The organism is Vibrio sp. MA40-2 (genome assembly GCF_047302445.1).
Lineage (GTDB): Bacteria > Pseudomonadota > Gammaproteobacteria > Enterobacterales > Vibrionaceae > Vibrio.
The window spans coordinates 1,642,816-1,667,140 of sequence record NZ_CP178627.1 but is presented as its reverse complement, the minus strand read 5'-3'; the positions used below and the strand labels follow the sequence as shown (position 1 = coordinate 1,667,140).

General features: G+C 39.8%; 22 protein-coding genes and 1 pseudogene. 9 read left to right on the top strand and 14 right to left on the bottom strand.

Annotation, left to right across the window (positions count from 1 at the left end; all coding sequences use genetic code 11):
* Positions 1 to 58 precede the first annotated feature (58 nt).
* On the bottom strand, positions 59 to 1,204 hold the full coding sequence (hisC, locus tag ACLKML_RS07340) for a histidinol-phosphate transaminase (RefSeq protein WP_413283047.1): 1,146 nt from the start codon (positions 1,202 to 1,204) through the stop codon (positions 59 to 61).
* Positions 1,205 to 1,639: 435 nt separating this feature from the next.
* Here hisC and ACLKML_RS07335 point away from each other — a divergent pair, with 435 nt between their 5' ends.
* The 7 genes and pseudogenes from ACLKML_RS07335 to ACLKML_RS07305 all read left to right on the top strand — a co-directional run bounded on the left by ACLKML_RS07335 (position 1,640) and on the right by ACLKML_RS07305 (position 8,226).
* Positions 1,640 to 2,467 (top strand): transporter substrate-binding domain-containing protein, encoded by an 828-nt coding sequence (locus ACLKML_RS07335; protein WP_413283046.1) that lies wholly within the window; start codon positions 1,640 to 1,642, stop codon positions 2,465 to 2,467.
* Between the two features lie 20 nt (positions 2,468 to 2,487).
* A complete protein-coding gene (locus ACLKML_RS07330) occupies positions 2,488 to 3,147 on the top strand; it encodes an amino acid ABC transporter permease (protein WP_413283045.1) in 660 nt (219 codons plus the stop codon).
* A complete protein-coding gene (locus tag ACLKML_RS07325) occupies positions 3,147 to 3,809 on the top strand; it encodes an amino acid ABC transporter permease (protein ID WP_413283044.1) in 663 nt (220 codons plus the stop codon). Before ACLKML_RS07330 ends, ACLKML_RS07325 begins: the two co-directional genes overlap by 1 nt.
* Before the next feature lie 76 nt (positions 3,810 to 3,885).
* Positions 3,886 to 4,629 (top strand): annotated as a pseudogene (locus ACLKML_RS07320) (amino acid ABC transporter ATP-binding protein); the annotation flags it as partial.
* A gap of 262 nt (positions 4,630 to 4,891) precedes the next feature.
* Positions 4,892 to 5,647, top strand: a complete 756-nt coding sequence (locus ACLKML_RS07315) for an electron transfer flavoprotein subunit beta/FixA family protein (RefSeq protein ID WP_413283043.1) — start codon at positions 4,892 to 4,894, stop codon at positions 5,645 to 5,647.
* Positions 5,644 to 6,576 (top strand): electron transfer flavoprotein subunit alpha/FixB family protein, encoded by a 933-nt coding sequence (locus ACLKML_RS07310; RefSeq protein WP_413283042.1) that lies wholly within the window; start codon positions 5,644 to 5,646, stop codon positions 6,574 to 6,576. The genes ACLKML_RS07315 and ACLKML_RS07310 overlap by 4 nt, the downstream gene beginning before the upstream one ends.
* 9 nt (positions 6,577 to 6,585) lie before the next feature.
* Positions 6,586 to 8,226 (top strand): 4Fe-4S dicluster domain-containing protein, encoded by a 1,641-nt coding sequence (locus ACLKML_RS07305; protein ID WP_413283041.1) that lies wholly within the window; start codon positions 6,586 to 6,588, stop codon positions 8,224 to 8,226.
* Between the two features lie 112 nt (positions 8,227 to 8,338).
* Here ACLKML_RS07305 and hutC read toward each other — a convergent pair whose 3' ends face one another.
* Entirely contained in the window at positions 8,339 to 9,094 is a 756-nt protein-coding gene (gene hutC / locus ACLKML_RS07300) for a histidine utilization repressor (RefSeq protein WP_413283040.1), read from the bottom strand.
* Positions 9,095 to 9,407: 313 nt separating this feature from the next.
* On the opposite strand from hutC, the gene ACLKML_RS07295 reads away from it, so the two are divergent.
* Positions 9,408 to 11,015, top strand: coding sequence for a methyl-accepting chemotaxis protein (locus ACLKML_RS07295; protein ID WP_413283039.1), 1,608 nt, complete (start codon positions 9,408 to 9,410; stop codon positions 11,013 to 11,015).
* Positions 11,016 to 11,057: 42 nt separating this feature from the next.
* On the opposite strand, the gene ACLKML_RS07290 is transcribed toward ACLKML_RS07295, so the two are convergent.
* The 7 genes from ACLKML_RS07290 to ACLKML_RS07260 form a co-directional block, all read right to left on the bottom strand.
* Positions 11,058 to 11,531: a GNAT family N-acetyltransferase gene (locus ACLKML_RS07290; RefSeq protein ID WP_413283738.1), complete on the bottom strand. Its 474-nt coding sequence runs from the start codon at positions 11,529 to 11,531 to the stop codon at positions 11,058 to 11,060.
* A gap of 137 nt (positions 11,532 to 11,668) precedes the next feature.
* Positions 11,669 to 11,950, bottom strand: coding sequence for a hypothetical protein (locus ACLKML_RS07285; RefSeq protein ID WP_317718034.1), 282 nt, complete (start codon positions 11,948 to 11,950; stop codon positions 11,669 to 11,671).
* Positions 11,951 to 12,065: 115 nt separating this feature from the next.
* Positions 12,066 to 12,755, bottom strand: a complete 690-nt coding sequence (locus ACLKML_RS07280) for a helix-turn-helix domain-containing protein (protein ID WP_317718033.1) — start codon at positions 12,753 to 12,755, stop codon at positions 12,066 to 12,068.
* A gap of 149 nt (positions 12,756 to 12,904) precedes the next feature.
* The gene (locus tag ACLKML_RS07275) at positions 12,905 to 13,987 is read right to left on the bottom strand and encodes an ABC transporter ATP-binding protein (protein ID WP_413283038.1); all 1,083 of its coding nucleotides are present in this window, start codon (positions 13,985 to 13,987) and stop codon (positions 12,905 to 12,907) included.
* A 17-nt stretch (positions 13,988 to 14,004) separates the two neighbouring features.
* Complete coding sequence (locus tag ACLKML_RS07270; protein ID WP_317718031.1) at positions 14,005 to 14,841, bottom strand: carbohydrate ABC transporter permease; 837 nt, start codon at positions 14,839 to 14,841, stop codon at positions 14,005 to 14,007.
* 3 nt (positions 14,842 to 14,844) lie between these two features.
* Complete coding sequence (locus tag ACLKML_RS07265; RefSeq protein WP_413283037.1) at positions 14,845 to 15,768, bottom strand: carbohydrate ABC transporter permease; 924 nt, start codon at positions 15,766 to 15,768, stop codon at positions 14,845 to 14,847.
* Positions 15,769 to 15,779: 11 nt separating this feature from the next.
* The gene (locus ACLKML_RS07260) at positions 15,780 to 17,036 is read right to left on the bottom strand and encodes an ABC transporter substrate-binding protein (RefSeq protein WP_413283036.1); all 1,257 of its coding nucleotides are present in this window, start codon (positions 17,034 to 17,036) and stop codon (positions 15,780 to 15,782) included.
* A 374-nt stretch (positions 17,037 to 17,410) separates the two neighbouring features.
* On the opposite strand from ACLKML_RS07260, the gene ACLKML_RS07255 reads away from it, so the two are divergent.
* Positions 17,411 to 19,687, top strand: a complete 2,277-nt coding sequence (locus ACLKML_RS07255) for an FAD-dependent oxidoreductase (RefSeq protein ID WP_413283035.1) — start codon at positions 17,411 to 17,413, stop codon at positions 19,685 to 19,687.
* A gap of 33 nt (positions 19,688 to 19,720) precedes the next feature.
* Here the strand turns inward: ACLKML_RS07255 and ACLKML_RS07250 are convergent, their stop codons facing one another.
* The 5 genes from ACLKML_RS07250 to ACLKML_RS07230 form a co-directional block, all read right to left on the bottom strand.
* On the bottom strand, positions 19,721 to 19,933 hold the full coding sequence (locus ACLKML_RS07250; RefSeq protein WP_413283737.1) for a ClbS/DfsB family four-helix bundle protein: 213 nt from the start codon (positions 19,931 to 19,933) through the stop codon (positions 19,721 to 19,723).
* A gap of 17 nt (positions 19,934 to 19,950) precedes the next feature.
* Positions 19,951 to 21,045 (bottom strand): sn-glycerol-3-phosphate ABC transporter ATP-binding protein UgpC, encoded by a 1,095-nt coding sequence (locus tag ACLKML_RS07245; RefSeq protein ID WP_317718025.1) that lies wholly within the window; start codon positions 21,043 to 21,045, stop codon positions 19,951 to 19,953.
* Positions 21,046 to 21,143: 98 nt separating this feature from the next.
* A complete protein-coding gene (locus ACLKML_RS07240) occupies positions 21,144 to 22,511 on the bottom strand; it encodes an FAD-dependent oxidoreductase (protein ID WP_317718024.1) in 1,368 nt (455 codons plus the stop codon).
* A 3-nt stretch (positions 22,512 to 22,514) separates the two neighbouring features.
* Positions 22,515 to 23,378 (bottom strand): carbohydrate ABC transporter permease, encoded by an 864-nt coding sequence (locus ACLKML_RS07235; RefSeq protein WP_317718023.1) that lies wholly within the window; start codon positions 23,376 to 23,378, stop codon positions 22,515 to 22,517.
* Positions 23,375 to 24,277 carry a sugar ABC transporter permease gene (locus tag ACLKML_RS07230; protein ID WP_317718022.1) on the bottom strand — a complete coding sequence of 301 codons (903 nt, stop codon included), beginning with the start codon at positions 24,275 to 24,277 and terminating at the stop codon, positions 23,375 to 23,377. The genes ACLKML_RS07235 and ACLKML_RS07230 overlap by 4 nt, the downstream gene beginning before the upstream one ends.
* Between the last annotated feature and the right edge of the window lie 48 nt (positions 24,278 to 24,325).

Sequence of the window (24,325 nt, the reverse complement as noted above, 5' to 3'; positions counted from 1 at the left end):
TATTTAATCCAAGTGATAAACGTGATCCACACGGTTGGTTTAACAAGCAACTTGGCGATCATTTTAATTTCTTATCTTGTTTTGAATGCAGGATCGTTGCCAAGCTAGTAATAAAATGCTCATTTTCGCTTTTACTTCCTATAGATACACGTAGAAACTCGTTATAGCCCGGCTCAGCCCAAGCTTTAACGATCACACCCAATTGTAATAGCTGTTCAGCAATTTCCGTGGATGGGTAGGCTACTTTAAAAAACAAAAAATTGCCTTTTGATGGGGCCGGATTTAAGCCCAGTTTTTGTAATTTCTCAAATAAATCCTGTTTAGCCGTATTATTCCAAGCCATGGTTTTTTCAAGATGCTCTTGGTCCGATAACGCGGCGATGGCAGCTTTTTGTGCTAAACGGTTAACGTTAAATGGTAGGCGAATTTTATTCAGTAACTTAACCATGCTAATTGAAGCACAAACGCCATATCCAACCCGCAACCCAGCAAGAGAATACGCTTTTGATAGAGTCCTAAGTAATATGAATGGTTTTCCTGAGCTTTGCAGTAACGCTAACACATCAGGATAGTCTTGCTCACCAACGGCATATTCATAATACGCTTCATCAAAGACAAACAAGGTCTCGGCATGTTGGCTATCAAGTAACAACTGGATGTCAGCCTTGCTTAACGTACAGCCGACTGGATTGCTAGGGCTAGCTATAAAAAATAATTTAGGAATAGAGTCCCTAAGCTGGCGACAAAGTAAACTCACATCAAACTGTAAATCCTCTGTCATTGGCGCAATAATCATCTCGGCCCCAAAAGATTTGGGATACAGTATGTGTAAGCCAAAAGAAGGCACAACCGTTAGTACTTTATCGCCTACTTCGATAAATGTGTGCGCTATCATGGCAATAATATCTTCTGAGCCATTCCCCATAATCAGTTTTTCTGCATCTACGTGCATTATTTGCGCAATTACATGTTTCAACTCACTACAAGTTGGATCGGGATAATGAGCAAGATTGTGTTGCTCATCTAACACTTTTTTTACTGAATCTGGCGTACCAAATGGGTTTTCGTTACTGGCTAATTTAGCGATTTTTTCTACCTTATATTTGGCTTTCAGCGCTTCGACCGATAAGCCTGCATTGTAATCGTTAAGTGGAACAACAAACTGGCTTGCCAATTCGACCACTATTTCATCCATTGATTTCATTTTGTTGCTCCCTTTTCTAACCACAATAAGTATCCATACTAATGCAAAATAAAATTAGTATATACATGTATATCTATCAGTGTCGATTTATTTTCATCTAATCATTATCCTTAGCATTATATCCTTGTCTTCAAGCGAATAACCTTGCCATACAACACCTGAGCTAACGCCCTAACTTAGTGCCACTCACCAACTTGGGGCCTCATTAAAGTGCGTTTTGGTATGTAATTTTCGCTGCTACATAGCACCCAAGACTAGTTACACAATAATATCTATTTTTGACTTGTTTCTATGAAAAATGATGTGTATATATGTATAGTCAAGTTTGAATACGACGCGATTTATCATAGCAAGTTAACCTAAAATCTTGCTGAAAAATGAATTTGTTTTCATTGGAATGAAACCAGTCAAACAGGCTAAATGGAGAATTAGACAATGCATAGCTTCAATAAAAAAACCGCTCTAAGCAGTACTATTTTATTACTTTCAGGTTTGTTTGCTTTTTCTGCTCAAGCAGACGCTTTATCTGATATTAAAGCGAAGGGCGAATTAACCGTAGGTACAGAACTTCAATACGCACCGTTCGATTTTCTTGAAGTAGACAAGCATGTCGGCTTAAACAAAGATGTGTTCGATGAAATATCTAAAGAACTTGGTGTTAAAGTGAGTTACGTCGATCTACCTTGGACGAGTGTTTTACCAGGATTAGATGCCAATAAATTCGATATGGTATCTGGACCAGTAACGATAACTAAAGCCAGAATGGAACGTTATAACTTTACTTACCCAATAGCGGACGCTTCAGTGGCGCTATTAAAAAAACGTGGCGACAGCCGAATTACTAAACCTGAAGATATTGCTGGTATGGTAATTGGTGTTCAAAAATCCTCTTCTCAAAGCCAACAGTTACAAGAATATTCTGACTCCCTTGCTAAACCAGCTGAGATTAAGGGTTATATCGATAACAACCAAGCATATTCAGAAATCATGACTGGACGCGTTGACGCCGTTGCTAACTCTTTACCAAATATTGGTTATATGGCGAGTAAACATAAAAACTTTGAAGTGGTTACTCCTCCATTCGGCAAAAAGACATATTTTGGCTACGTGGTGAGCAAGGACGAGAATTCCGCGTCACTGCTTAAAGCACTCAACGACATTATTGTAAAAATGGAAAATGATGGACGTATGAAAGTCATTCAAGAAAAATGGTTTGGCGTTGAAATGGACTTACCTCAGGAAACCATCGTTCCTAATATTTAAATTTTGCGGGGTAGTACGAAATGCTCGATTTTTCGATTCTCCCCTCGACACTCCCTATGCTATGGAACGGGGTCGAAATGACCTTGTTCCTCTCTTTTATGGCAGTGTTTTTGGGACTAGTTGTGGGAATGTTAATGTGTATATTGCGCATGTACGCTAACCAATATCTCCAACTTACTGTTAAAATTTATGTGTCTATATTCCGCGGTATTCCGTTGTTAGTGCAGTTAATGGTCGCCTACTATTGCTTACCACTGATTGGAATTAATGTCCCTGCGTTAGTTGCTGCCACCGGATGTATCGGTCTATGTGCCGGAGCCTATATGACTGAAATCCTACGAGGCGGTTTTCAAGCGCTCCCTGAAGGTCAATTCGAATCAGCTCAAATGCTTGGAATGAATCGACTACAAATATTTTTCCATATTCAACTTCCTCAAGTATTCAAGCTAACCATTCCTAGCCTAACAAACGAAGTCATTTTATTGGTTAAAGCTTCTTCTTTAATTTCCGCCATTGGTATTGCAGAGTTAACTCGAACTGCACAAAACCTAGCGGCCAGTAATTTTCAACCATTTGAATTCTACTTAGCGGCAACCGCGATGTATTTTGTTATAAACAGCGTCATCTCTATTGTCGGTCTTTGGTTGGAGAAAAAAGTACAACGTAAGGCGGTAATATAATGATATTTGATATTCACATCATTACCGATCGATTACCTGAGGTGTTAGCTGGATTTGGCACCACTTTATGGTCTGTCGCAGCATCATGCCTACTTGCCATGGTTATAGGCTTATTTGTTTCAATTGGTTTAACAGCAAAGTCGGCTATTTTTCGTTACCCAGTACGCTTGTATGTCGAACTATTTCGCACCACACCTTTTTTAATTCAGCTCTTTCTACTTTATTACGGCGGCCCGGCTATTGGCTTATACCTTGAACCAATCGAAGCCGGAATTTTGGGACTGTCCCTTTATGGAAGCGCTTATTATGCAGAAATATTTCGTGCTGGCTTTGCTTCTGTACCAGAGGGACAAATAGAAGTGGCACAAATGATGGGCTTTACTCTGCCACAAACCATTTGGCGTATAAAAATACCACAGATGATGGTGTTAATTGTTCCTGGATTAGTCAATACAACCACAATTTTAGGTAAAGAAACCGCTGTATTTTCGATTGTCACGGTGCCTGAACTCACTTTTGTTCTTACTGGAATAGGCTCAGAAACGTTTGCTTATGCAGAAACCTTACTCGTGCTGTCTTTAGCCTATCTAACGCTCGCAGAGATCACATCACGTTTGGGTGCAGCAGCAGAAAAACGTTTAAGTAAATATATGGATAGGTAGTCTAATTTCTCAAATATAAGCACGCAACAGGGTATATAAGTAGGTAACAATGGAACGAAAACAAAAAAGTAAGCCAATTGTTCAAGTACAAGATATGGGCAAATTTTTTGGTGAAAATGAAGTACTTAAAGGGATTGATTTAGAGGTTTATCCATCAGAAGTGGTTTGCCTCATTGGCCCATCAGGTTCTGGGAAAAGTACTTTACTAAGGTGTATCGCCTTTCTTGAGCAATACACTAGCGGTATCGTAATGATAGACGGAGAATTACTGGGCTACAATGATGACACTGACTATCGAAAGCTTGCTCAAACTAAAGAACTCAATCGAGTACGCCGCAATATGGGTATGGTTTTTCAGCAGTTCAACTTATGGCCTCATATGACGGCGTTAGGAAATGTGAGTGAAGCGCTGGTTCGAGTGAAAAAAATGTCTCGAAAAGACGCTGATGCTCGCAGTTTATTGTTGTTAGATAAAGTGGGTCTATCAGAACGTGCTAATCATTATCCGGTACAGTTATCTGGTGGCCAACAACAGCGAGTTGCCATTGCAAGAGCACTAGCAATGGACCCTCAAGTAATGCTATTTGATGAACCCACCTCCGCGCTAGATCCAGAGTTAGTCGGCGAAGTTCTGCAAGTGATGAAAGATCTCGCCAACGAAGGTATGACCATGATTGTCGTAACCCATGAAATGGGATTTGCTGCCCAAGTTGCCGATACCGTTGTTTTCCTTGATAAAGGAGAAATAATCACCAAAGGTTCACCTAAAGCTTTATTTCAAGGGCCTAAACCACCTCGTTTACAACAATTTTTACAGAACTATATCGATCGCAACGCGTTTTGGGATCAAGATTCACAAAGTGGCCAGGCTGCAGACGAAGGTGAAAATACTGCAAGTGAAAATGACAACGCTATAAACAAACAAAAAAATGAAATAGCAGCAGATCCCATAGAAAACGAACCCGTTCCGTTGCGACAGACATCTTGATACGCGCTTTTTAGTTGATTGTTTTAATTAATTGCTTTGATTGAGTTTTCGCTATTTTAAAGAGAAATGGGCATTTATTTTAGGAGTTTGAAGAATGAAAGTACTCGTCGCAATTAAGCGAGTTGTCGATTACAACGTAAAAATACACATTAACGACCAACAGTCTAATGTAGAACTGGATGGTGTTAAAATGTCAATGAACCCATTTTGTGAAATCGCTGTAGAGCAAGCTGTTCGTCTCAAAGAGCAAGGGCAAGTCAATGAAATTGTGGTGGTTTCTATTGGTGATTCAAAAACAAAAGATCAATTACGCCACGCATTAGCTATCGGTGCTGACCGGGCTATTTTGGTACAAGAAAGCACGCCTCTCGCCCCTCTAAATATAGCTAAAATTTTACACCGCATTGTGCAAACCGAATCGCCAGATCTCGTCTTACTAGGAAAACAATCTATTGATGGTGATAACGGGCAAACCGGTGCGATGTTATCTGCATTAATGGATGCACCCATTGCAGATTGTGCCGCTGAAATCCAATTAGACGGCGACACTAGCCAAGTACGTTATGAAACGGATAACGGAGAAGCGATCATACAAATGACGTTGCCTGCGGTTATTACCGCCGATCTTAGGCTCGCTGAACCTCGTTTTGTAAAATTACCTAATATAATGAAAGCCAAGAAAAAACCATTATCGGTGGTGAAAAAAGAACAACTTAGCGTCGATTATATAACTCACCAAAAAAGAATCGGCCTAGAGCGTCCAGCTGATCGCGCTTCAAAAACAATTCTATGCGACAGCAGTGAACAACTGGCACAAAAAATAAGTGAAAGTCTGGAGGCAACAAAATGAGTACCTTAGTTATATTGCCAATAGAGCCTCAATTTAGTAGCAATAGCAGTAAATTACTCGCCGCCGCTCAGCAAATAAAAGCTCCAATTAGCGTATTCATTCATCAATCAATGGATACCGAAACGTATGTGCAAGAGTTATCCTCCATTGCAGGCGTGACCAGTATTATTAGCATGTCATATCCAGAAGATGCTATCAGCTTGTCAAAGTATCTAGCTCAGTGGATAACAGAGCAAGGTTTCGACACCGTATTCGCTAGCAACCAACACCTTGCTCGAGTCACATTACCTCGTATCGCCGCACTCATTGGCGTTGGGCAACTATCCAACCTTTCAGAGATAGTGTCGAGTAAAGTATTTAAACATCCAATCTATGCTGGTAATGCGATAGAAACTGTCGAAGTATTGGATAACGTTGTTATCGCTACTGTTCGCTGTAGTGCATTTTCTTTTGCTGAGATAAATCAACAGCAAAACGTCACCACAAGTGAACTTGCACCGCTAGAAGCCACACCATCAATTACCAACATGAAAAATGTAACGGCTAAACCAGCCAGTCATGATTTAACTACGGCTAAATGGGTAATCGGTATAGGCAGAGGGGTTAATAGCGAAGCACTTTATAGCGAATTATCCGACTTAGCAGAACAAGCAGGTTTTGCTTTAGGTGGTACACGAGCGGTAATCGACTCCGGTTTAATGAGCAATGATAAACAAATTGGTCAGACAGGAAAAATCATCGCACCTGATGTTTACATTGCACTCGGCGTATCAGGAGCCATTCAGCACCTTGCCGGGATATTAAGTGCTAAAAAAATCATCGCAGTAAATAACGACGCAGATGCACCAATAATGCAAATAGCAGATATTGCACTTGTCGCGACAGTTGAACAAGTAATGCCACAGCTCAAAAAAGCATTGCTAAGTTAAGGTTTACTTATGGAACAAGTATTAGAAAGAGACGAAATGACCTTTGATGTCATTATTGTCGGAGCTGGGCCTGCTGGGCTAATCGCCGCTTATCGTTTATTGAAACAAGCTTCTCTTGAAGATAAGATCTTGTCTATTTGTGTGCTAGAAAAAGGGTCTGAAATTGGCGCACATCTATTATCTGGTGCGCTTTTTGATTGTGAAATATTTAACCAGTTGTTTACCGAAGATGAACGGCTTGACGCACCATTAGGTATTGGCGTAAATCAAGATACAACATGGTTATTGAAACAAAACACCGCGATTACCCTTCCTCATGTTATGACACCAAAATCTTTACACAATAAAGACATGCGAATTGTGAGTCTTGGTCGTTTATGTCAATGGTTAGGCGAAAAAGTTGAGGCGCTTGGCGGTGAAATTTTTACTGGTTTTACTGCTGCCGAACTCGTTTACCAGGAAGAGACTGTTATCGGTGTTCTCACTGGCGATATGGGATTGGATAAACAAGGTCAAACGACTGACCGTTATGAACCGGGCATGAAACTATTCGCTAAGCAAACGTTATTATGCGAAGGAAGCCGCGGCCATTTGGGTAAACAGGTATTGCAGCATTACCAGCTAGACCAAGATGCTGATAGACAACATTACTCGATAGGGTTTAAAGAAAAGTGGAAAGTAGCAGAAAATGTTCATCACGCTGGTTTAGCGGTACATGGTACAGGTTGGCCTTTACCTGCCTCTACTGGAGGTGGCTTTTATCTTTATCATGCAGACAATAACGAAATTTGGCTCGGTCTGATTGCTGATCTCAATTATAAAAATCCCTACTTCAATCCTTATGATGCTTTTCAGCAGCTAAAGCACCACCCTAAAATCGCAGCATTGTTAGAAAACGCACAAAGAGTTGCCTATGGCGCGCGTAGTATTACGAAAGGGGGATTTAATTCACTACCAAATATGGTCTTTCCAGGTGGGTTTATTCTAGGTTGTAATGCAGGAACACTTGATACAGCCAGGATGAAAGGCATTCACACGGCCATGTATTCGGCATTATGCGCGGCGGATACCATTATACAACTGGATGGCAAAGAACAAGGTAAGCAGACTGCTTTTGACCAGCATTGGCAAAATAGTGACATTTACCAACAATTAAAACAAACCCGCTCATTTGGCCCAGCATTACATCGCTTGGGGCCTATAGTTGGTGGAGCATACAACCGAACTAATGAGCTAGTTAACTATAAATTACCGGCGATAAGTGACCTTTCTGATGATCGATTGGCCATGACTCAAGCGGCCACGTCTTCAAAACACGCTGACTTTAAAGCAGATAAAACCTTGTCTTTCTCAATCGCAGATTCGGTATACCTTGCCAATACAGAACATGATGAAGAGCAACCATGCCATCTTATTGTGTCAGAGACAGAACATTGGTTAATCGAGAGTTATACAAACTTTGCTGAACCTGCGCAACGTTACTGCCCAGCAGGTGTATATGAGGTGGTTGAACAAAATGAACAGAAAAAATTACAAATTAACCCAGCCAATTGTCTCCACTGCAAAACCTGTGATATTAAAGATCCAAGAGGAAAAATAACCTGGACACCGCCACAAGGTGGCAGTGGACCAAATTATCAAAATATGTGAATATTAAATCAATGATATTCGTTACAAGGTCATATAGTCTATGTATGACCACACCATCCAGTCTATACATGTATAGACTGGATGGTAATAAAACCCACGTTATTAAACACTGTTACCCTTCAAAACGCCCAAATAACTGAAACCTTGAGCCCGGAGAGAGTAACCGAGCCGTGGTAACGATCTGATCATTCGACCAGGTACGACGTTTGATTTGTAAACAAGGCTCACTTGGATCTATCTGTAATAATTCACATTCTTCAGCTGTCGGTACCACCGCTTCAACCAAGTGTTCACCTTCGGTCATTGGAGCAACTTTCATCAAATAATCATAGGTTTCATTTTGCTGAAAGTCCTGCTGATCATAATTTGGTGCTAACATGGCATTTACAACCCGCTCTTCAATTTGAATTGGCAAGTCATTTTCGAAGTGCAAAACCGTGGTACGAAAAATGCTGTGATTAGTGCGTACCCCTAAATTCATCGCCTCTTCCATACTGGCTCCACTGCGTGTGATCTCGATTAACTTAGCCGTGTGTTGATGGCCACGTTCTGTAATTTCACTAGCAATATTATGAACTTCGGAGAGCGCTGAATGCGTTTTTTTCTGAGCCACAAACGTGCCGATACCTTGTTGACGAACTAATATTCCCTCATCCGTTAATTCACGCAAGGCTCGGTTTACCGTCATACGACTTACACCTAAAGCATTAACCATTTCAGATTCAGACGGCACTCTTTGGTCAGCCTGCCATTCACCACTCGAGATTTTTTGACAGATCGCTTGTTTTACTCTGGCGTAAATCGGTGCTGGAGAATCCTCTATAGATTGAGAAAGGTTTAGCATCATACTGCTGGTTGTTTTTACCATGGTCATACCTTGTGTTGTATTCAATATTTAGGCTAGGTTGTATAGTCACTACAGTGAAGATTTGGCTAATACAATTTAACTTGTATACAAATTTATTATACATATATATACAAAAGATGCTTATAGAATTTTTATCGATTAACGTACATAAGCTTGAACGGTTCCTCTGAATGTTGTCCTACATCAACTAATTAATGTCTTTCTATGCAGCTAAAAAAGATTAAAGATAGTATTATCAACAAAGGTTATATAAAAACGTTTAAATAAAACCCTAAGTAATAATTAAGCTAATTGTTTTCTTGAAGGAAGAGTTGTGAACATAAAAACAAAAATGTATTTAGCACTGGTTTGTCTATTAGCAGGAATGATCATTCAATCTTCCTTTATGGCATATCAAAGTAATCGTATTCATGAAGTATCGATAAATGTAGGCGAAAAAATCGAGCCTATTGTTTTTAAAAACTATCAATTAAAAATTGCAGTAATCCAAATTCAGCAGTGGCTAACTGATATTAGTGCTACCCGGGCAATGGATGGCTTGAATGACGGTATTGAAGTGGCAGAAGAAAATTATGCTTTAGCAAAAGTTCTACTTGCTGAACTAGCAGAACTTGATGAAAGCAACGCGCATTTTTATCTGGCAATGCTCCCTACTCTGCAAAATTATTTTAACACTGGAAAAATGATGGCAAACGCCTATATTGCCGAAGGTCCCGCTGGTGGCAATAAATTAATGGCTCAATTTGATACCGCGGCTGCCGATATATCTGACGAGGTACAAAAAGTAATGGAGCTTGCCATGCAAACTTCTAATCTAAGTCGCGAACAACAGATCAGCTATTCGTATACGATCAAAAATGTTGTCTATTCACTGGCCGTTGTATTTTTATTAATCCTGATTGTTATGTACTTTCTGATCAATAAAAGTGTATTAACACCTCTGTCAGAAATGTCTAAATTGGCGGAAAGCCTTACACTAGGTGATGGTGATTTAACTAAGCAGCTGGATGAAAGTAGAAAAGATGAACTAGGGGTTACTTCGCAATTTATTAACCGCTTTATTGATAAAATCCGAGGAACCGTTCGTGCTGTTCATGATACGACTCATCAACTTCAAGACGCAGCAAACCAGTTAAAACAATCTGCGTCTACGGCACAAGCCAGTATGTCGGCACAATTAAAAGAGACCGAACAAGCCGCCAGCGCTATCAGCGAAATGACCTATTCCGCAAAAGAAGTCGCAGATTTGACAGAGAATGCCGCAACAGAAACTGAAACCATCACTTGTTTAGCAAAAACTAGCCATTCAGGCAGTGAATCGAGTGCGGTTCAGATGGCCGAACTGGTGCAGAAAATGGATTCAGCTCAACAAGTCGTCACTCGCCTTGGCGAAGATAGCACCAGTATTGAGTCTATGCTCGAAATGATAAATGGTATCTCAGAACAAACAAACCTATTAGCCTTAAATGCAGCCATAGAAGCGGCGCGAGCAGGCGAACAAGGACGGGGATTTGCGGTTGTTGCGGATGAAGTTCGTACTCTGGCTGCACGTTCACAGCAATCTACCCAAGATATTCAAGACATTGTCACTCGCCTACAACAAAACGTTAAACAAGCGATTGATGTAATTAAAACTGGCGGCGAATTTGCCAACCAGTCACTAGTTTCTGTCGACAAAGTCACCGCCTCTCTAGCAGAAATCACATTAACTGCAGACAAAATTAACCACATGAATATACAAATTGCAGCAGCAGCCGATCAACAAAGTCAAGCGGCTGTCGAGGTTGAGCAAAGTATCGTCAGCATTTCTCAGGTAACGAATACCAACTCTAAAAATATTGAAACGGTTCACTCCACTGAACATATTTTAAGCGACAAAGTCGATACACTTAACTCATTGCTAGACAAATTTAAGTATTAGATTTGATCTCTATTTCCCCTAGCTAATCTGCTAGGGGAGACTTTAGATGGCATTTAAATTCAGATCAACATTGCGAGCAATCATCAATACTTCATCCGCAGAGTACAAGTTTGAAAGGGTCGCTTCAACCTTGGCACCTAGTGTGCTTTTATACAGTTCTTGAGCAAAGTTATCGGCTCTTGTCGTTACCATTATGTGCTTTAAAATCGAATGTTTTTGAGCGAGTTGATTTTTTAACTTGGGCAATGAATCCATGATTAATCGTCGACCAATTCCTCTGCCTTGATAATGGGCGATTACCGCTAATTGTTCCAACTCCACAACCGCTTCAGCACGAAAACCACTTTTTTGTGCCCAAATAATATAACCCACTATTTCATGGTTTATTTCAGCCACATAGATCAAATAGCGAGGAAAGGCATTCAAATTACACGCTAACCAATCACTTGAATCATTTTGCCGAACAAAAACGGATTGATGAACTAGAGTCGCCCCTGATAAATCTTGCGGAGTCATTAAACGAATGTGCAAATTCACTTGTTATTTACCTGCCCTATTTTAACTATATCTTGCCCTATTTTAACTCCATTCTGGCTTATTTTAGCTCCATTCTACCTTATTTTAACTACATAGAGACCAATACAGTGCTTATGTTAAAGGGTGGCGACCCCATCTACTTCAATCACCGAGTTAGCATTGGCTCTTTCGATTATTTTTAGTAATGTTGTCTGAATTTGCTCATCATTTCTAATATCTGTTTCACAACAAAAACGCTGTTCTTGAACGCTATCGGTCTCTGCTAGCATAAATTGAACAACCACTTCGGTTGCACAATCTTTATTCTTGCCATAATACGCTAAAGTAATTTTGGGGTAACCGTTGAAACCTTTCTTAACCTGTTTCGCGATACGTTTTTTAGCTTTGTCTAAATTCATATAACATCCTTTTAAGGTTATCCGTCAAAAGTAACATCACACTGATTAAATGGCGAATAAAATATATTCACTCAAAACAATAAACCTCACATCAACAATCACTTACCTAAGTGGATCAGGTAGACAGCATACTGGCTAGCATCGATAACTGCGATAATTTTTCCGTTCGTTGTTCGCGAGTAATATCGTAAAACCCTGCAAATGCGAGTGCCGCTTTATCCGCTGAAGCGATAGGGACGGCCATCGATAACTCACCGTCCGTATGGTCAAAAAGGACATGATTAAACGCTCTTTTCTGCGTTATTGCAGGAAGAATCGAATCAAAACGTTCTTGGCCCAATAGCGCAATCAACTTTTCATCTGAATGATCGGCTAATAAACACAACCCAATAACAGAGTGATATGCAGGTTGAATCTTGTAATCAAGTAACGCCTCAAAACCTTTCTGGCCCGGCTTGGAATGATATAGATAAACGACTTTGTCTTCCCACAATACACCCAAGGCTACAATATGATCATGCGGTGCAATATTCTCCAGTACTGTAATGGATTTACGGAACAAATGAGAACTTCGCATCGATTGTGCGCCTAAAGCGTGGATCCCTGCACCAGGAAGATACCTGCGTTTTTCATCTTTCATAGTTAACCCAATTGACTCCATGGTCATCAGCAATCGGTTAACCTTGGTTGGGCTCATATTCAGTTGTCTAGCTAACTCTCGGCAACCTAAAGGCGCATCACTGGATGCTAAATACTGTAAGCACCGGATCCCATCAATGAGACTTTGATTTGGTTGTGAAGACATTATATTACTCTTTGATTTTAAAAAACTTCAATGGTCGTTATAAAAATAGAATGCAAAGAAATTGTATCATCCAAGTCTCTTTAAGGCTTTGATATATTTATCTCTTTAAACTCTAAATCAATAAAACGCTTGTCTAAAACCCTAATGATTCAATTACGCAACGATTGACCATCGCTATCAAATAAGTGACAGCGATTGGTATCAAAACTAAACTTCAGTGGCCGACCTTTATCAAAAGTAAAATTCTCTCCACATTGAATAATAAGTTGAGTGTTACTATGAGAGCCATATACATAAGAGGTCCCACCAAGGTTTTCAACCACATCTACCTTTAAACTGATGTCCACTTCTTTTTCACCTTCTTCACCGAAGTGCTCAGGCCTAATCCCTAATATTACGTCAAGTCCCAACATTTTTTTATTGGTGGTGATTGGCAGTGTAATGACTTCACCTGTAGCTAATTCAACGGTTGTGGAAGACTCATCTGATTTATTTATAGTGACAGGAATAAAATTCATCTTTGGCGAACCAATAAAACCGGCTACAAATATATTATCGGGCTGATTATATAAGGTAAGCGGCGACCCTACTTGCTCAACATTCCCATCTCGCAATACCACAATTTTATCTGCCATAGTCATCGCTTCCACTTGATCATGTGTCACGTAGATCATGGTATTGCCTAGAGATTCATGCAACTTAGCAATTTCAATACGCATTTGAACACGTAATTCTGCATCGAGATTTGACAAAGGTTCATCAAATAAGAAAACTTGGGGTTCACGTACAATCGTACGTCCAATTGCGACACGCTGTCTTTGTCCCCCAGAAAGTTGCTTAGGTTTTCTGTCTAGTAAATCTTGTAATTTTAAGATACGCGCCGCTTCATTTACTCGCTCTTCAATATGGGCTTTAGGTTTTTTCGCCACTTCTAATCCAAAACTCATATTTTCTCTAACCGTCATATGAGGATATAAAGCATAGGACTGAAATACCATGGCAATGCCACGCTCACTTGGTTGCTTATTATTCACCAATACATCGTCGATATAGATGTCGCCGTTAGAAACCTCTTCCAAACCAGCTATCATTCTAAGTAAAGTTGATTTCCCGCATCCTGATGGACCAACAAAAACAACAAATTCACCATTAGTAATATCCAAATCTATACCATGGATGGTTTCAACTTCACCGTAGCGCTTATAAACATTTTTTAATCTTAAATCAGCCATTTTTATTCCCTAAATTCTTATTTCACAGCGCCGCTTGTCACGCCACCTATAAATTGTTTTTGTAACATGGCAAATACCGCTACAACGGGCGCTGCGGCAATAAAAGAAGCCGCCATTGCTCCGCCCCAATCGGCATTATTTTCATTGATGTAGCGAAGAAGTAAGCCTGGCCCAATTGTTCGATGTTCTTCCGATGTAATTAATGTCATAGAGTAAAGAAGATCATTCCATGACCACATGAAGGCATACAACATAACAGTAATAAAGGCAGGAAAAGAAATCGGCATCACAATGCGGATGAATATTTTCATATTGCCTGCCCCATCAACTTTTGCTGCTTCAATTAATTCATTAGGTAATTGCTTAAAATAGCTGTACATCATATAAGTACTGACAGGGAGCGCGAAAACGATATATGAAATGGTCAACCCTAACTTTGTATCAAGCAAACCAACGCCTTGTAGCATTGGATAAATACTGATCAAAAGTACTCCAAATGGAAACATCTGAGCCGATAAGATAAGTAACATTAACGGTTTTTTTGCAGGGTAATCAAATTTAGCAAAACTGTATCCCGCCAGAGCCGCTAAAATCGCATTTAATACAGCAGAAGCAGTAGAGGTTAACAAGCTGTTCTTCAGCTGTAGTAATATATTTCCGCTAAACATAGCGTCGATAAAATGGCCAAAAAAGAACTGATCAGGAAAAAGTGTAGGATCTGATAAATAGAGCTCTGAATTACCTTTAAACGCACTACTTAGTGCCCAATACACTGGAAAAAATAGAAAAAAAGAAATAACCGCTAACAGAAATATAAATCCGATTTTTGCTTTCCAAGAACGTAGTTCAAACATAGGTTATTCCTCTTTAAATAGGTTGCGAAGGTAAAATACAACCAGCGGCATCAAGGTAAATACCCATAAAACACCAATTGCCGAAGCCATTCCCAAATCCCAGTTTTCAAAAGCTTGTCGGAATACTTCAATAGACAGAACAGATGTTGCTCGTACTGGCCCACCTCCTGTCAAAGCAAAAATAATATCGAATTGCTGCAGGTTGCCAATCATACCCAAAGCGCCTGTCACTAAGAATACCGGTTTCAAATGTGGCAAAATCAGCCTTCGTACTATACGTAGATTCCCTGCACCATCGATTCGAGCGGCTTCAATTTGTTGGTAATCCATACCTTGCAAACCCGCTAAGAAAAATGACATAAACAAAGGAATAGATATCCAAGTACGGGTTAATATAATGGCAAGCATGGCACCTATGTCATTGGATAAAAATTGAATATTTTCATCAATTAAACCAAAACTCGTCAATATGACATTCATGACTCCATATTTACCATTAAGCATCCAAGCCCAAATAAAAGCACTCACTGTACTTGGCAAGATCCACGGTAACAACGTCATGGTCCTAAAAACCGCTCTTCCACGAAAGTCCTGATACATTAATAATGCCCAAGACAATCCCAAAAACATAGTGAGTGCCGTTGTGCATACAACAAATATGGCCGTTGTCAGCCAAGAACCAAGAACATAAGGGTCAGTTAATATGCTATAAAAATTTTCTAGGCCAATAAATTTTGGTTCTAGGTCATAAATCGTATATTGATAAAATGACATAGACATGGCATCAACAAATGGATAAAAGACCATTACAATAAATGCCGTTAAAGCAGGTATTAGAATCAAATAAGCAAATTTTCGATCACCTCGTTTGAGGCTATTTCTATCGCGATTTGATTCAACCTTGGATTTTGTTGATACCATTTCCATTTCTCACCCTATTATTTTTTGAGGCGCTGTATACGTTGCTCCATCGATAACGCGGCTTCTTGTGACTCTTTTTTACCAAGCAATACTGACTGGACTTCTTCGCTCACAACTGCAACGTAGTTTGCGCTATTTCTTAAAGGAGACAGTTCATTACGCTTTGGGATCCCCATCGATTTATTCCAATTAACAATATAGCTATCGCTGACTACGTCTTTATTAGTGCGAGCTTCATTGGTGACAGGAATACCACCTAGTTGAGTAAAGTAATCCACCTGAACTTGTGTATTAAGTGATAGCGTTTTAATCAACTGAGCAGAAACACTGTCAGGACTGAGTTTTCCATCCACTTTTGCACCATCATTATCAATCATCATTAACACATGTCCCCACTCTAAAGAGTGTGACTGCATTTCTGGAGTAAGTGTTGGCGTTTCAATTGGATAAACATACTTATCGTATTCTTCGCCCATGCCAGAGAAATCTCTCGCAAATCCACGAGCAACCGTTGCATCAAAATAGTAGGCTGTATTTTCTTGGCCAAACATTCTACGAGCGGCTCCTCGGTCAACATCAAGTGAAGCCAATTTTTCATCAAGCAGCATTTTCATAAAATCAAGAGTTTTGACCGTTGCTTGTGAATTAACGGTTATGTTTCCATCTGTATCAAAAATTGAGCCGCCATGAGCCCAGAGCCACAATTGAAAATCACTAGAAATTAAACTTCCACCTTTCGTCATCATGGCGTATGGGGTACTGTCTGGATAAGATTTTTTGACTGCCTTAAGTGTGGTAACAAACTCATCAATGGTTGCTGGACTTACTTCTATTTTCTTATCGTCCAACATTTTTTTATTAGCAACGAGGCTTATTGAGCCGACATTCCAAGGCATTCCATATTGCTTTCCTTCATATCGCCCTGCTTCCAAAACCGCTGGAGGAATATTGGCTTCTAAGAATTCCTTGCCAAATACTTCGTTAAAATCAACTACGTTAGGGAGTTGTGCAAAAGTCGGTAGCCATCTCGCCTGACTTTGAAAAACATCTAAAGGTTGCTTAGTTCTAACTCGTAAATAAACATTTTTTTGCATGTCACCCCAAGAGCTAGAGATAACATTAGTTTGTTGTCCAGAACGCGAAATTAAATCTTCAATAACCGCTTTATTACTCGGCTCTGACGTTACCCAGTTCAAAAAGGTGGTTTCTGTTGCCGATACGGCAGTGCTAGCAAGTAACATACTTGCCGCTACCGATACTTTTAATATAGTCATATTCACTCCAATAGGGTTGAGGTGTGTTTTGGTTTAGCCTTGGTCGATTTATATCCACTCTTGTTGCTAAATAAGAAACATAGAGGTAATTTTATTGTTTGCAACATCGCGTTGATTTTTTTTTGAACTTACGCACGTCACGCTGATATTGTTGACACAAAGGTGTGACATTCGGCCTTATTAGCGGATGGGATAGGATATATAGCCGAATTAGGCAACAAAGATTATAGACTTACGACTAAAAAGCGACGTTTTGTCACAAAACTAAACACACGAATTGAATCATTGACTGCCTTTGACGTAAATTCATATTGTCACTAAAATAGAAACAATATGGCAAATATGATTGACACAACATTAAAGGCGATTTAACCATGGAAATTTTTGCTCGAGATTCGAAGCGCACCTTACGTGAAGCCAATATCACCACCGACCTTGTTGTTGCTGGAGGAGGATTAGCAGGTGTTTGCGCGGCAATAAGCGCCGCACGAGAAGGGATCTCGGTTGCATTAATTCAAGATCGTCCCGTTCTTGGTGGTAACGCTTCAAGTGAAGTCCGCCTTTGGGCTCTGGGTGCGACGTCTCATATGGGCAACAATAATCGATTTGCTCGTGAAAGTGGCGTTATGGGAGAAATTCTTGAAGAAAACCTTTTTCGTAATAAAGAAGGGAACCCTGTCATATTTGATATGATTTTATTAGATCTAGTCAAAAAAGAGACTAACATTGGTGTTTATTTGAATACCGCCATTTTCGACGCTGATATAAAAACTGGCCAGTCGGTAAATACGATTCAAAGCTTGAAGGCTTTTAACTCTATCAATGAAACCAAATACTCATTTAGTGCCCCATTATTCTGCGACTGCACCGGGGATGGTATTGTTGGTCATTTATCTGGCGCGAGTTATCGAATAGGTTCAGAAGATGCCTCTGAGTTTGATGAAAAAATGTCCCCAGATGACAGTTTCGGTAAAAAACTGGGTCATTCAATCTATTTTTATACCAAGCGTACTGAGAATCCTGTTGAATTTACTGCTCCAACATTTGCGTTAGATGACATCACTGATATTCCACGCTACAAACGCTTATCTTCAAACTTAAATGGTTGCGATTTATGGTGGCTAGAATGGGGAGGCAGGCTTGATACAATTGGCGATAGTGAAACGATCAAATGGGAACTTTGGCGAATCGTATGGGGCGTGTGGGACTACATTAAAAATAGTGGTGAATTTGAAGATGCCGCCAACCTAACGCTCGAATGGGTAGGCACTATTCCAGGAAAACGTGAAAGCCGCCGATTTGTCGGTGAGTATATGCTGACACAAAAAGATATTGTGGAACAAATTGACCATTATGACGCCGTGAGTTTTGGCGGTTGGTCTATCGATTTACACCCTGCTGACGGCGTATACAGCAAACACGATGGTTGCCGACAATTTCACAGTAAAGGTACCTACACTATCCCGTATCGAACTATGATCACCAAAAATGTTGATAATTTATTCTTCGGAGGGCGAACCATATCCGCTTCTCATGTCGCTTTTGGTTCAACTCGCGTTATGTGTACTTGTGGTCAAAACGGACAAGTTCTCGGTACCGCTGCAGCATTATGTCTGGAGTTCGATCTACGACCAATCGATCTGGCTCAAGCTGATAAAATTAGCCTGCTACAACAAACTCTGATAAGTAAAGGTTTTTATATTCCACGCTTGAACTCAACCACTCACCGTGCAGCAACAATGGCTGCTTCCTCAACACTCTCACTTACGCATAATGATGCATATGCTGGAATGATGCCGCTAAATGAAAGCAGCGCAATCATGTTGCCACTGTTAGCAAACGAATCACTACCGAGTATTGAATTACAACTTAACGTTATCCAAGCCACTGAATTAAAAGTAGACCTACTGGTATCCAATAAGCACTATAACCATACACCAGAAACCATCATTGAGTCTGACGTTATTCACTTAAACAAAGGACATCAAACCGTTGAAATCAACTTCAACTATGCTCCATCTCATTCATGTTATGTATTTCTCAAACTTACCGAAAATGCGGATATTCTGGTACTGAATTCCAAACAAGAGTTGCCTGGTTTGATGACTGTTTATAATACAGTAAATCCAAAAGTGGCTAAACGCGCTCGCCAAATTGCGGATGGTGACTGGGGAGTAGATGAGTTCGATTTTTGGCTTCCTAAACGTCGTCCTTATAAGGTAATACCAACCTTCAAATTTTCACATCCGTTAAAAGCTTACAGTTGTGACGCCGTCAACAATGGTTTTAATCGGCCTTCTTTTCATTCTCACGCTTGGATACCAAGTCCAGATGACAAAAATCCGAGCGTAACACTTGAATTGGAAGTCCCTTGCAAGCTGTCACACATTACTGTTATCACTGACAACGATTTTGATCATGCAATGGAAACATCGCAATGGGGGCACACCGAGAAGGTTGCACCTAACTGCTTAAAAAACTACGACATTTATTTAGATGGCAAACGTGTTTTTGAAGTTCGTGAAAATTATTTATCGGTTAATATTCTTAAGGTTAAAAGTGATGAGGTGATCTCAACAATTGAACTTGTCGCTATCGACACTCATGGTGGGCCAGCATGTATATATGCCATCAATGCTTATGAAAGGTAAATTTATCATTCGCATTGCACATGATTTCTCATATCATTTGGTTAGCACGTTATGTTGCACGCTCACGAGATCTGTTTTACGTGAGCGCGGAGTTGGTTTAAGTGCCCAATCGTAATGACTAGGCAATGCCGATATGCAATAACTGCCGAGACTTGTTGTACCCGTCCAATCAAAATACTGTTTAGTAAAAAGCTCTTCATTACTGAAGCTCCCAACCAATTCGACAGCGGTTTGATGGCTACCCATTAACATAGATCAAGCGTTTAACCATTCTGTAGAGACAATTCACTTAATCGATCAAATAGGTGAATTTTATCTAAATTAATATATACATTTGTCGTAGTTTTATCTATTTCAACTGCTGGAGACTCTATTAAAAGCGGTTGCTCTAACAAGCGAGTTTTAAGTAAAACGCTGGCGCCTAATAACTCATAATCATCTATTTCAACAGGTATATCGACGATTCGATCGTGCTCTATTTGAGCCGAACGAAGGTAGATATCGGTCGGACGTATTCCTAATAGTACATCCTGCTGTTCCTGTACATTGGCGGTAAAACGAAGTGGCAATGGAATACATCTATTATCGACATCGATCATCCACTGTCCCCCTTGCTTAATTATCTTTGCATCAAGCAAGTTCATCGATGGATTACCAATAAACTGTGCGACAAATTTATTAGCGGGAGATTGAAACACCTCTGTTGGCGTACCTACTTGCGTAATATCTCCTTCTTTTATAATCACTATTCTATCGGCAAGCGTCATCGCTTCAATTTGGTCGTGAGTCACATAAATCGTCGTTGTTTTAAGTGTTTTATGTAATTGCTTTATTTCATCTCGCATTACGCCACGTAACTTGGCATCTAAGTTTGAAAGAGGTTCATCAAATAAGAAAACTTTTGGTGTTCGCACCATCGCCCTACCCATTGCAACACGCTGCCGTTGACCGCCAGAAAGATCTTTAGGTCTGCGTTCAAGAAGTGCTGATAGCTCTAACATTTTCGCGGCTTTCTGAACTTCTACATCAATAAGTTCTTTTTTCAGACCTTTTAATTTCAATGCAAAAGAAATATTCTCATATACCGTCATATGGGGATATAGTGCATAGCTTTGAAACACCATAGCCAAATCTCGATCCTTTGCGTGTACTTCATTAACTAATTTGTTATCAATATAAATTTCACCCGCACTGATCGTCTCTAGTCCAGCCAACATACGCAGCGTAGTTGACTTCCCACAGCCTGATGGCCCCAACAAAACGATGAATTCACCATCTTCTATTTGTAAATTGAAATCTTTGACTATTTGAGTGTTACCGTACGATTTCCCAATATTTCTAAATTCAACATTCGCCATTATCAGTACCTTCTGATTCTTATGAGCTTGCTCGACTACTTGTTATGTTGCTGGTTCATCATTCAAATAAAATGATGAACCATTTTTTAGACATCAAACTAGATGCTTAAATTAGCGCCGTGTTGCTGTAATGACAATTGCACTTCGCGGTAGTCTACATCATCAATTTTCACGCGTTGTTTAGCGGCGGTTGCTGCCACTGCTCCGCTTGCTTGTCCGATAGACATTGCAATGGGCGAAACCCGAACAGCAGCAAAAGCTTCGGCATCTGCGCTAATATTTCGTCCGGTAAACACTAAATTACTGCATTTCTTTGAATACAAGCAGCGCATAGGGATTAAATACAAATGATTTTCATCTAAATGTTGAGTCACTGTTTCAACTTTATCCGGCGAATGAATATCAATCGGATAAGCGCCTTGTGATACCGCATCAGGAAAACGAGTTCTTTCTAATAAATCCTTAGCCGTTAGAATGTACTCTCCAATACTTCGTCGAGTTTCTCGTACCCCAATATGGTTTGGTGTGGACAATAAAGTACTCTGTTCAAATCCAATAGCTTGAGATTTAACGAAATTAAATATTTGGTAACATTGACGTCGACCTTGTATTTCAGCTTTGGTCACATCATATGGATTGGTGCCATCGAGGCCTTGTATACGAGAAGAGTTAATAACAACGGTATTTTTCTCATTTGTTTCAAAAAACAGGATATATTCTCTTGGAATATCCAATTGATGTTCCATTCGGTATTTTTTCCACTGATGTTGAAAAGCCTTTAGGCTTAATCTTTCAGCAGAAAGTACTCGTCTCACACCCTCTTCTTCGCCTAAATCAAAACAATAATTACTCGGATGAGCAACGACATCTTGACGAATTTTATCGATATTGACATTACCAACTTTCATATTCATCGTCATCGGTTGTAATGCGTGATCAGATTTACGCCCTTTCTCTTGTGTAAGACCAGCATGAAAAGCCAAATCCCCATCGCCGGTCGCATCAATATAATAATCTGCCGCAATTGTTGAGATTCCGGCTTTATTGCAAATTGTTAAACCAGTAATTTGTTCACCATCGTATTGCACCCCTCCCAACATTGTGTGATAAAGCACATCGGCACCACTATCAACCAGCATTTCCTCTAAAACCACTTTCATCGCTTCTGCATCGAATGGCGTTACGGTAGAACAGTAGGTAACCGAATCTAAAACGTGACCAGGTGAAGCACCTAACTTCATCAATCTATCTACCAATTCTTGAGCATGGCCAAACACAACTTGATTCCCTCCTGGATTATGGAAAGTCATCATTGGACCAACACCCATCATAGTTAACGAACCACCAAGAAAAGACCCTCGCTCTATCAGCAGAGTCTTGACCCCCATTCTCGACGCTTGTACTGCCGCCATTACGCCAGAAGGACCACCACCGACAATAATAAGATCATAATTAGATGAATTCATTTTTTATCCTTTTACACCAGACATCGCAAAACTCTCAACAATATGGCGTTGAGAAATTACGAAAATAATAAGTACAGGAATAACAGCCAAAGACGTAGCGGCCATTTGCAAGTGCCATAACGGCAAACCATATGCATCTGAAAAATTAGATAGAGCAAGTGGGATGGTAAACTTTTCCAAATCACTGATAAAAATCAAAGGCTCTAGAAATAAATTCCAAGAATGCAAAAAAGAAATAATGGCAATAGCAGAAAGTGCTGGGCCAGATAGTGGTAAAGCAATTCTGAGAAAAATACCAAACCGACTTAGTCCATCCATCGAACCTGCTTCTTCAATTTCTTTCGGAATCGACATGAAAAATTGGCGCATCAAAAACGTTGCGATAACGCCTTGAGAACCAAATACTGGTAATAAGATTAGAGGAACATGTGTATTCATTAAACCTAACCAGCTCATAGCGAAAAAATTAGGAATAATAGTAACTTCCTCTGGCATCATAAGCCCAGATAGAAGAAGTAAGAATAAAATATTGGAGCCTTTAAAGTTAATTTTGGCAAACGCATATCCAGCCAACGAAGAAACAAAAATGACTAATATTGTCACCAGCAATGCAATATACAGTGAATTAAAATACTGCTGAGCAAATGGCTGATAGGAAAAAAGATCAACGTAATTACTCCACTGGATATCATTAGGAATAATCGTCGGAGGAAACGCTGTTATTTCAGTTTGGTTTTTTAACGAACCAGACAACATCCAAATAAAGGGAAATACAAACGGTATACTTAGTCCCGATAAGGATATATACCAAAGTATACGCGTAGAAAATACCGTCGTTATTTTTTTCATCAATGGAGCGTTAATCATGAACGGTCTCCTTTTTTTAGAAACCACTGAACCATGGTTAATAAGAGTGTCAATATAAATAAAATAACCGCTAATGCACTAGCATAACCAATATCGAAAAATTCAAATGCACGTTCATAAATAAAATATGCCAAAACTAATGTGCCATTTTCTGGCCCGCCGCCAGTCATTAAATAGATATGGTCAAATACCTTTAATGAACCAACTACAGTAACGACGGATATTGCTAACGTTGTCGGTGCGAGCAAAGGCCACACAATTTTGGTGAATCGTTGACGAGCAGACGCTCCATCAAGTGTTGACGCTTCAATATATTCTTTAGGAATAGATTGTAGTGCTGCCAAATATAAGATCATATTCAAACCAACGGTTTTAAATACACGCGTAACAATCACCGCAAACATTGCCCATGCAGGTTCTCTTAACCAATTAGGGCCAGTGATTCCAAATATCGATAGCATTTGGTTGACCCCACCAGAATCTTTTTGTAACAAGAAAGTCCACACAATTGCCCACGCCGCCCCTGCCGTAACCACTGGTGCGAAGTAAACCGTCCTAAAAAAAACCACTCCGGTAAATTTTTGATTTAGAGCCAAGGCTAATGTTAGTGCCATTGCCATATTAAGTGGCACCAGCCCTGCTGCAAAAATTAGAGAATTTTTTAATACTGTCCAAAATTCTTCATTTTCAAAAAGTATCGCGGAGTAATTATCCAGACCAACGAACGTTGTCGATTTTGATAAAATATTCCATTCATTAACGGAATATCCAAAAATAACAAATAGTGGCACAATAAATAGACACAAAAAACCGAGCATCATCGGGCTGATAAATAACCAACCAGAGACTGACTCACTACGAATGATTTTGCGATATGATTTTATAACCGTACTGATCATTGCTGCCTCTCAAACATATAAAAAGTAGATTCTTCTATATAAAATACT

Coding starts and splice junctions, on each gene's coding strand:
- hisC (WP_413283047.1), bottom strand. CDS start 1,204: ATGAAATCAATGGATGAAATAGTGGTCGAATTGGCAAGCCAGTTTGTT.
- ACLKML_RS07335 (WP_413283046.1), top strand. CDS start 1,640: ATGCATAGCTTCAATAAAAAAACCGCTCTAAGCAGTACTATTTTATTA.
- ACLKML_RS07330 (WP_413283045.1), top strand. CDS start 2,488: ATGCTCGATTTTTCGATTCTCCCCTCGACACTCCCTATGCTATGGAAC.
- ACLKML_RS07325 (WP_413283044.1), top strand. CDS start 3,147: ATGATATTTGATATTCACATCATTACCGATCGATTACCTGAGGTGTTA.
- ACLKML_RS07315 (WP_413283043.1), top strand. CDS start 4,892: ATGAAAGTACTCGTCGCAATTAAGCGAGTTGTCGATTACAACGTAAAA.
- ACLKML_RS07310 (WP_413283042.1), top strand. CDS start 5,644: ATGAGTACCTTAGTTATATTGCCAATAGAGCCTCAATTTAGTAGCAAT.
- ACLKML_RS07305 (WP_413283041.1), top strand. CDS start 6,586: ATGGAACAAGTATTAGAAAGAGACGAAATGACCTTTGATGTCATTATT.
- hutC (WP_413283040.1), bottom strand. CDS start 9,094: ATGGTAAAAACAACCAGCAGTATGATGCTAAACCTTTCTCAATCTATA.
- ACLKML_RS07290 (WP_413283738.1), bottom strand. CDS start 11,531: ATGACTCCGCAAGATTTATCAGGGGCGACTCTAGTTCATCAATCCGTT.
- ACLKML_RS07285 (WP_317718034.1), bottom strand. CDS start 11,950: ATGAATTTAGACAAAGCTAAAAAACGTATCGCGAAACAGGTTAAGAAA.
- ACLKML_RS07280 (WP_317718033.1), bottom strand. CDS start 12,755: ATGTCTTCACAACCAAATCAAAGTCTCATTGATGGGATCCGGTGCTTA.
- ACLKML_RS07275 (WP_413283038.1), bottom strand. CDS start 13,987: ATGGCTGATTTAAGATTAAAAAATGTTTATAAGCGCTACGGTGAAGTT.
- ACLKML_RS07270 (WP_317718031.1), bottom strand. CDS start 14,841: ATGTTTGAACTACGTTCTTGGAAAGCAAAAATCGGATTTATATTTCTG.
- ACLKML_RS07265 (WP_413283037.1), bottom strand. CDS start 15,768: ATGGAAATGGTATCAACAAAATCCAAGGTTGAATCAAATCGCGATAGA.
- ACLKML_RS07260 (WP_413283036.1), bottom strand. CDS start 17,036: ATGACTATATTAAAAGTATCGGTAGCGGCAAGTATGTTACTTGCTAGC.
- ACLKML_RS07255 (WP_413283035.1), top strand. CDS start 17,411: ATGGAAATTTTTGCTCGAGATTCGAAGCGCACCTTACGTGAAGCCAAT.
- ACLKML_RS07250 (WP_413283737.1), bottom strand. CDS start 19,933: ATGGGTAGCCATCAAACCGCTGTCGAATTGGTTGGGAGCTTCAGTAAT.
- ACLKML_RS07245 (WP_317718025.1), bottom strand. CDS start 21,045: ATGGCGAATGTTGAATTTAGAAATATTGGGAAATCGTACGGTAACACT.
- ACLKML_RS07240 (WP_317718024.1), bottom strand. CDS start 22,511: ATGAATTCATCTAATTATGATCTTATTATTGTCGGTGGTGGTCCTTCT.
- ACLKML_RS07235 (WP_317718023.1), bottom strand. CDS start 23,378: ATGATTAACGCTCCATTGATGAAAAAAATAACGACGGTATTTTCTACG.
- ACLKML_RS07230 (WP_317718022.1), bottom strand. CDS start 24,277: ATGATCAGTACGGTTATAAAATCATATCGCAAAATCATTCGTAGTGAG.